Below are 8,331 nucleotides of genomic sequence, written 5' to 3'. Positions count from 1 at the left end.
TCCTGTTCTTCGTCAGATAGCCCGCTATCTTCCTCATCACAGAAGCGAAAATGCCTCAAAAACTCATCCCAAATCATCGCACGATAAATTCAAAACAGCTTCTAAATTATACAGATTGTTTTCTACAAGCACTACTACTTTGTGTTTTCCTCCAAAGGCTGCTTGGGGGTATTCCAAAAACGTATGTTCCGGGAACGGTGTTTTGCAGAAATCAGATACGTCTGCAAATGCATTTGTAATATTTATTCGTTGTTGGAAGGAGTCATTTCGCCTTCTACGTAAAGGCGTACTACTTCTTGTTTAGCATTGGTTCGCAGGGTGATTGATTTGCGGAAGTGTCCGGGGAATTTGCCTGCTCCGTTATAAGTAATGATGATTTCTCCACTTTCACCAGGTTTGATGGGTTCTTTAGGATATTGTGGGACGGTGCATCCACACGATGCGATGGCTTGATGGATGACTAACGGACCGTTGCCTGTATTGGTGAATTTGAATTTACAGGTTACCTTCGGGCTATTTTCAGGAAAAGAACCGAAATTGTGTGTCGTTTCATCGAATTTAATATCGGCAGTACCTGCTGCAATGGCAACTATTACCATCGCTACAAAACATAAGGTGGTAAGAATCTTTTTCATGGAATTTGCTTTATTTAAAAACGTTACAAAGTTAGGTTTTTTTCTGTTATCTGGATGTGTGTTAAGCGTTATAAAAATGAAAAATGCATATCTCACTAAATTTGGGTCTCACTAAATTTGTGGGATTGGCAATTGAAAATGAATGCGGGACGGGAAACACAGAACCTGTTTAATGTCCTGTGTTTCCCGTTCCATGATGTTATCCGCGGCTGATTTGTTTTACCCCTTTTACCGTTTTTATTTTCTTGATGAGTGCCTCCAGTTTATTGGTGTCGTCTACCATTATTGTAAGCATTCCTGAGAACAATCCATCGTTCGAATCGATGCTGATGGAACGCAGCAGGATATTGTCTTCTTTGTTAATGATAGAAGTGATGTTGGTCACGATACCTATGTCGTCGTGCCCTACGATGCGCAGTGTGATAGGGTATTGTTTCCCTTGACTTTTTCCTGCCCATCGTGCACGTACGATGCGGTAAGGGAACCGTGCTTTCAGTTCAGGAGCGTTCGGGCAGTCGCACCGGTGTATTTTGATGCCTCCCGAGATGGTAACGAAACCGAATACCTCATCACCGTAGATTGGGTTGCAGCAGCGTGCCAGCTTGAAATCGATGCCTTTCAAGTGCTGGTCGATGACCAGAACATCATCTTTGTACACGTTCTTTTCGTCTGTAGCTTGCTGTATGTTGAAATTTTCGGCACTCCGGTAAATCACTTCTTCGCGTTGATCGGTTTCTTTCCGTTGCATTTCCAGATAGTGATCTATCAATGTGTTGATATCTGTCGTTTCGTTGGCTATGCTTTGATAGAAATCGGTCACGGTTTTGAACCCAGATTTCTTGATGAGGCGCATCAGGATGGCTTCATCGTATTCTATTTTCCGGTTTTTGAATTTACGCTCCAAGGTTTCTCGTGCAAATTCGGTTTGTCGTGCCACCAGTTCCTTCAAGGCTTGGCGTATTTTGTTTCGGGCTTTCGAAGTCGTGACAAAATTCAGCCAGTCGCGTTTGGGTGTCTGTGTGGTAGAAGTCATGATTTCTACCTGGTCACCGCTGTTCAGGCTTTGTTTCAGTTGTACATTCCTGCCGTTTACTTTTGCTCCTACACAATGGCATCCCAAGTTAGAGTGAATGGCAAAAGCAAAATCCAGCACAGTGGCTCCTTGCGGGAGTTTGTACAAATCTCCTTTAGGACTAAACACGAATACTTCATCCTTGTACAGGTCCAGTTTGAACTGGTCGATGGTTTCGGCATCGTTGTCAGCATTTTCCAGTGTTTCCCGGATGGAGTTCAACCATTCGTCCAGTCCGCTTTCACCTTTGATGCCTTTATATCGCCAATGGGCAGCAAGTCCTTTTTCGGCTATTTCATCCATACGTTCGGTGCGTATCTGTACTTCCACCCATTTGCCTTCGGGTCCCATTACTGTAATGTGGAGTGACTCATATCCATTGCTTTTGGGCACGGAAAGCCAGTCGCGCAGACGTTTGGGGTTGGGAAGGTACATATCAGTTACGATTGAGTATACCTGCCAGCACTCTTGTTTTTCTTTATCCAAAGGTGAGTCGAGGATAATCCGGATGGCAAACAGGTCGTACACACCTTCGAATGGACAGCCTTGTTTCTTCATCTTCTGATAGATGGAGTGAATGGTTTTTGTACGTCCTTTGATGTGGAATTTCAGCCCGCTCTCTTCCAGTTTTTTACGTACCGGTTCGATAAATTGCTGAATATAACGGTCGCGTGCAGCCTTGGTTGCATTCAACTTTTCCTTGATATGATAATATATGTCGTGCTGCGTGTACTTTAATGAGAGGTCTTCCAATTCTGATTTCAGTTTGTACAAGCCAAGCTTATGTGCCAATGGTGCATACAGATGGGCAGCTTCGTTGGACACGGCAAGCCGTGCCTCTTCGTTGGGACTTTCTTTGATTTGTCGCATTAAGTTTACACGGTCGGCGATCATGATGAGAATGACGCGCATGTCTTCGGCAAACGAAAGCAACAGATTCCGGAAGTTTTCCGATTCGATAGTTGGACTTTTTTCGTAAAGTTCATTTATTTTTACCAGACCTCGTATGATTCCTGCTACGTCTTCTCCGTAATTCTTTTGTACGGATTCAAGTGTGCATAAGTGGTATTTTACAGATTCATGCAGCATGATGCCTAGAATGGAGGCACGCCGCATACCGATTTCTTCTGCAACAATGATGGCTGTCTGCATATCTTTGATAATCGGGTTCATATTGAATGCGTTGCGGGGAATGCTTCCTGCCGACATGCTTTGGATCAGTTGCTTTTTCACGTTGCGGCAGTCATCTTTCTGTAAAGTGTCGCCAGACAATCGTAAAAGTCGTCTGTAAAGTGGCACAAGCTGTTTGTGCTCTTGTGGGGTAAAGAATGCTTGCTCTTCCATAATTTTATTAACATTAAGGAGGGAGAATGAAAGATGAAGTGTGTCATTGCGTAACAGTTTCTTCATTCTTTATTCTTAAATCTTCATTATTTCTTCGTAAAGTTACTTTTTTTCTTTATTATCTGTGCATAGTTGATGGTTTTTTTATATTTTTGGGGTGTGAATGCTTTATGGCAACTTATTCATTACTTAAATTTATCATATATGTTAACACACGAAGACAAAGAATTGTTGGCGAAGAAAGGCATTTCTGAGCAACAGATTGAAGAGCAGTTGGCTTGTTTCGAACATGGGTTTCCTTTTTTGCGTCTTGCAGCCGCTGCTTCAGTAGAAAATAATGGTATCATGGTAGCCGATGAGGCCATGCAGAAAAAATATCTGGCTGCATGGGATGCTTATAAGGATGGTGACCGCAAAATTGTGAAATTTGTTCCTGCATCGGGTGCGGCAAGCCGGATGTTCAAGAATATGTTTGAGTTTTTAGGAGCCGATTATGATGTGCCTACTACTGACTTCGAAAAGAAGTTTTTCGATCATATCCATAATTTTGCTTTCTACAATGATTTGAATGCAGCGTGTCTGGATAACACGGGAAAAGATATCAACGCATTGCTGGAAGAAAGAAATTACAAGGTTATTGTTTCGAATTTGCTTGAAGCTGCCGGACTGAATTATGGTTCACTTCCAAAGGGCTTGTTGAAGTTCCATCGATATGCTGACGGGGTACGTACGCCATTGGAAGAACATCTGGTAGAAGGTGCTTTGTATGCTGCCGGAAAAACCGGTAAGGTAAACGTACACTTCACTGTTTCTACCGAACATCGTGCATTGTTTGCCAAACTGGTGGATGCCAAAATCGGTGAATATGCGAAAAAGTATGAAGTGGAATATAATATTTCGTTCTCCGAACAGAAACCCAGTACAGATACTATCGCAGCAGACATGGACAACAAACCGTTCCGCGATGATAAAGGGAAGTTGGTATTCCGTCCGGGTGGTCATGGAGCATTGATTGAAAACCTGAATGATTTGGATGCCGATATTGTGTTTATCAAGAACATTGATAACGTGGTTCCGGACCGGTTGAAAGAAGATACTGTGACCTACAAAAAATTGTTGGCAGGTGTGCTGGTGACGCTTCAAAAACAAGCATTCGATTATTTGGAATTGCTGGATAGTGGTCATTATAGCCATGAACAACTTGAAAGTATTATTCGTTTCGTCCAGCAGCAGTTGCGTTGTCGCAAGGAAGACATCAAGGATATGGAAGATGCCGACCTGGTAATTTATCTGCGTAAGAAGCTTAATCGTCCGATGCGCGTGTGCGGTATGGTAAAGAATGTAGGTGAACCGGGTGGAGGACCGTTCCTGGCTTATAATCCGGATGGTACTGTTTCGTTGCAGATTCTGGAAAGTTCGCAGATTGATATGAAAGATCCGGAAAAGAAGGCGATGTTCGAAAAGGGAACACATTTCAATCCGGTGGATTTGGTATGTGCTGTGCGTGATTACAAAGGCAATAAGTTCAATTTGTTGGAACACGTCGATAAGGCTACTGGTTTTATCTCATACAAGTCGAAGAATGGTAAAGACTTGAAAGCGCTGGAGCTTCCGGGACTTTGGAACGGTTCGATGAGTGACTGGAGTACGGTATTTGTAGAAGTTCCGCTCAGTACCTTCAATCCGGTAAAGACTGTGAACGACCTGTTGCGTGAACAGCATCAGTGAAATCCTGCAGTTAAGGTTTACAGGCAAGACGAAAGCGATGTTGTTGCGTGGACCTTTTTGTAATTTGTAAGAAATAAGAGGCATCAGGACACGTATGTATCTTGATGCCTCTTTGACTGTTTATGGAAACTTTGTAGGGGAAATGACGTCCATATCATGTCATGTGGCTTGTTTGCAGGAGTGTCTGTCATTTCCCTTGATTTTGCTGTTAACGGATGAGCTTTTCGGCAGGCAATGGGGCTTTTATTGGCAATTTTTCCGGACTAATCCGATGATGAGGTTTCGGATTTGGGCGAAAACAGAAGACTTTCTCTACCTGACGCATTGTCAAGATTTCTTTGAATTTCTTGTAATAAGTCTCTTGAATCTCAAGACATTTCTTTCTGCATTCAAAACGTGATAGCATAAATTTGTCCAGTTCATCATCGTTCAATTCTTTTTCACGAGCTCCTTTGGGGGCAGGCATGTCTTGTCGGCATTCTGCCAAGGCTGTAAGGTATTCTTTGTATAAGGGAAGGAATTTGGCTGAAGTCTCATCGTCCAGTAGCAGTTGTTTATCCATTTTTTCCACCTGACGCTCAATGCGTTGTTCGGGAGTCAGTCGTTTCCCGCGTTGGGACTTTTCCTGAGCAAATAGAGAAGAACTGAAAAGTAGGGCACTTGTCAAAAAAATGTAGCAAAAATTAGTTGTTCTCATCTTGTCTGGGTTTTAAGTTATACATAACAACACGTATCAAGCATGAAGCCTCCCGGTACCGATTGAAAGCCGTACGCTTTTCGTGTCTTTATTTATCAGACAAGCTGTACAGGCAAAAGTTTACTGTCTGTTCAGTCATTTAAGCTTAAATTGTGTCATCGAGCTTTAAAATTCAGCTTCCTTGCAGAAGGTTATCAGTTGACCGGTTGCCGGATGCTCGAATGACAGTTCACTGGCATGCAGGTATAGGCGGTCGGCTTTTTTCCCATATAGCTCATCGCCTATGATGGGGCAATTCAGTCCGTCCGGATGAGCCGCATGGACGCGCAGTTGGTGAGTGCGTCCGGTGAGGGGATAGAATGCAATGCGGGTTTTTCCGTCTTTCCGTCCGAGCACTTTATAACGGGTAACGGCTGGTTTCCCGTATTCGGAATGCACCATCTGATAAGGACGATTGTCATAGTCGGGGCAAATAGGAAGGTTGATGATACCTTCATCTGTGGTTACGATGCCGTTCAGCCATGCTGTGTATCGTTTTTGTATCCGTCGGGAAGCGAACATTTTTTGTAGTGCATAATGGATTTCTTTGGTTTTGGCAACCAGCAACAATCCGGATGTAGCCATATCAAGGCGATGGACAATAAGTGGGCCTGTTGCGGTAGGATAAAGTGTATGCAGACGGGTATAGACCGAATCTGTGGTCAGTTTGCCAGGTGTGGAAAGCATGCCTTCAGGCTTATTTACTACGATTAGCCATTCGTCTTCGTATACAATTTCCAGTTCTTTTTTCTTTGTCTCTCTTCCTGCCAAGGGATTGGGTTCTACCTGTAATCCGATAAGCATGTGTTTCAGTATGGGTTCACATTTATTCTTGCACGAGGGATAGAAATGTCCTTCGTGTCGGATTTCTTCTTTGGGAGATTCGCCGATCCAAAATTCTCCCATGGCTAAAGGGTGAAAGTTATGTTGGTAGGCGTATTGCAGAAGTTTGGGTAAGGCACATTCGCCCGCTCCGGCAGGGGGAGTGCCTTGCGGGGTTTCGTGAAAGATTTGGCAAAGGTCTTTTTCTTCTCCTTGGGCATTGAGCATGCGGAATTGTTCGAACAGCTTTTGCTGGAGTGCCGCCGAGCGGATTTTCCGTTCGTGTTTTAAGTTTTGTATTTGATTTTCGAAAACCGAGAGAGAGGTTTTCAGTTCCTCTTCCTGTAGCTTTAGCCTTTTTTCCAGACGTTTGTATTCGGCTTTTTGGAACTGGCTTTCTTTGATAAGTTGGGCTTCTTCTTCGGGTGAAATTCCTTTTTTCCGCTTCTCTTCGCGCAAAAGCTTAGCTCGTTTCATTTCCTCTTTGGCTTTTGCCAATATCGTCCGACGGGCTTCCGCACCGATTTGGTATGTGCGTTGCAGGTGCAGATAATCTTCGTCTGTTTCCAGCAATTCGATGCGTCGGTTGATGGCGGATATCTCACTTTCCTCTTGCTTGAAGAAACCGTCCGGACACAAAAGGTCATACACCGGAGGTACGAACCCACGGTGTAGGTTGCTTCCGTCAAGATTTCCGGAGAAAGCCGCCAAATAGCCTACATATCCTTCCGTATCTTCTATCAGAAGCACACCAAACATCTTCCCTTTTTTCAGTTCTTCTTCCCATTCGGGACGAGTGCGGAGATAAGCCCGCACTTCGTGTGCCGCCGTCTGCACCAATGGATGTGGGGTGTAATGAAACGGGTATGTGAAACCTGAAGGGAAGGGTATGTCCTCAACAGAAGATGCGAAACGATGGATATTGGGGTCGGTCATGGTTTGGTTTTCTGGTAAAAAATCAAATCATTTCCCGCTGGCGGCAGAAGTATCCGCTGAATATAGCATCGACGTTTTCAATCCGTTCGCGGAAGATACCATAGACGGCTGAGCCTGAACCGGTCATCGAAGCATATACGGCTCCCAAGTCGTACATTTTGTCTTTGATGGCGGCTATTTCGGGATAGAGGGCGAACACCGATTCTTCGAAGTCATTTTTTAATTCGTCTTTCCAAGTCTCTACGGGCTGGCGGATGATTTCTTTCACCGATTTTTCCGGATAATGCGGCTTGATACGGCTATAGGCTTCGCTGGTCGAGATTGCGTTTTGCGGTTTGACCAATACCAGCCGATAATCGGCAAGTGTGCAAGTGACAGGTTCGAAGATATTTCCGATGCCGGTGGCAAATACGGGTTGGTTACGTACAAAGAAAGCGCAATCGGCTCCGATGCGTGCGGCATATTCTTCCATTTCCTGAACGGTCAGTCCGATTTGGAATTTTTCGTTCAATAACTTAATCATGAAAGCTCCGTCGGCAGAGCCTCCTCCTAATCCGGCTCCGGTAGGGATATGTTTATATAAATGAATGTCGACAGGAGGCAACTGGTATTTTTCGCGAAGCAAAAGGTAGGCTTTTACTACAAGGTTATCTTCGGGGGCACCATCGAGCAGAGCGCCTTTGACATAGAGGCGGAAAGGTTCGCTTCTGTTCTCCAACCGGTTTACTTCGAGTGCGTCTTGCAGGTTAATCGGATAAAAGACGGTTTCGATATTATGGTATCCGTCGGCACGTTTTTCTACAACGTTGAGGCCTAAGTTTATTTTGGCGTTAGGGAATGTTATCATGATATGATGTTTTTGATTAATGTTTTGCCAAAGATACGATTTATTTAAACACAAAGACACGGAGACGCAGAGTTTTTTATTTTTTCTCCGTGTCTCCGTGTCTTTGGGCAGAGTCAACCAGCGAGTGCAACATTACGAAATATTTTTGAAAAAGACCTCAGCCGGAGTCAAGAAATTGAGTTTTTCTCTCGGTCTGGCATTAATTTTCTTC

6 protein-coding genes are annotated in these 8,331 nt (G+C 44.0%); 1 reads left to right on the top strand and 5 read right to left on the bottom strand.

The features are described 5' to 3' along the window. Positions 1–242 precede the first annotated feature (242 nt). A complete protein-coding gene (locus B5F71_RS17810) occupies positions 243–635 on the bottom strand; it encodes a DUF1573 domain-containing protein (protein ID WP_022038991.1) in 393 nt (130 codons plus the stop codon). Between the two features lie 199 nt (positions 636–834). Then, positions 835–3,051 carry a RelA/SpoT family protein gene (locus B5F71_RS17805; protein WP_087213018.1) on the bottom strand — a complete coding sequence of 739 codons (2,217 nt, stop codon included), beginning with the start codon at positions 3,049–3,051 and terminating at the stop codon, positions 835–837. Between the two features lie 204 nt (positions 3,052–3,255). Between B5F71_RS17805 and B5F71_RS17800 the strand changes: the two genes are divergently transcribed. After that, positions 3,256–4,779, top strand: coding sequence for a DUF4301 family protein (locus B5F71_RS17800; protein ID WP_087213015.1), 1,524 nt, complete (start codon positions 3,256–3,258; stop codon positions 4,777–4,779). Positions 4,780–4,987: 208 nt separating this feature from the next. Here the strand turns inward: B5F71_RS17800 and B5F71_RS17795 are convergent, their stop codons facing one another. The 3 genes from B5F71_RS17795 to ispE all read right to left on the bottom strand — a co-directional run bounded on the left by B5F71_RS17795 (position 4,988) and on the right by ispE (position 8,120). Next, positions 4,988–5,476, bottom strand: coding sequence for a hypothetical protein (locus tag B5F71_RS17795; RefSeq protein ID WP_087213013.1), 489 nt, complete (start codon positions 5,474–5,476; stop codon positions 4,988–4,990). 165 nt (positions 5,477–5,641) lie between these two features. Next, the gene (locus B5F71_RS17790; RefSeq protein ID WP_087213010.1) at positions 5,642–7,273 is read right to left on the bottom strand and encodes an RluA family pseudouridine synthase; all 1,632 of its coding nucleotides are present in this window, start codon (positions 7,271–7,273) and stop codon (positions 5,642–5,644) included. Between the two features lie 22 nt (positions 7,274–7,295). Then, positions 7,296–8,120: a 4-(cytidine 5'-diphospho)-2-C-methyl-D-erythritol kinase gene (gene ispE / locus B5F71_RS17785; protein WP_087213007.1), complete on the bottom strand. Its 825-nt coding sequence runs from the start codon at positions 8,118–8,120 to the stop codon at positions 7,296–7,298. Positions 8,121–8,331: the final 211 nt, after the last annotated feature.

Origin of the sequence: Bacteroides sp. An269 (genome assembly GCF_002159755.1) — a bacterium.
Taxonomy (GTDB): domain Bacteria; phylum Bacteroidota; class Bacteroidia; order Bacteroidales; family Bacteroidaceae; genus Phocaeicola; species Phocaeicola intestinalis.
This window is presented reverse-complemented; position numbering and strand designations above follow the sequence as displayed.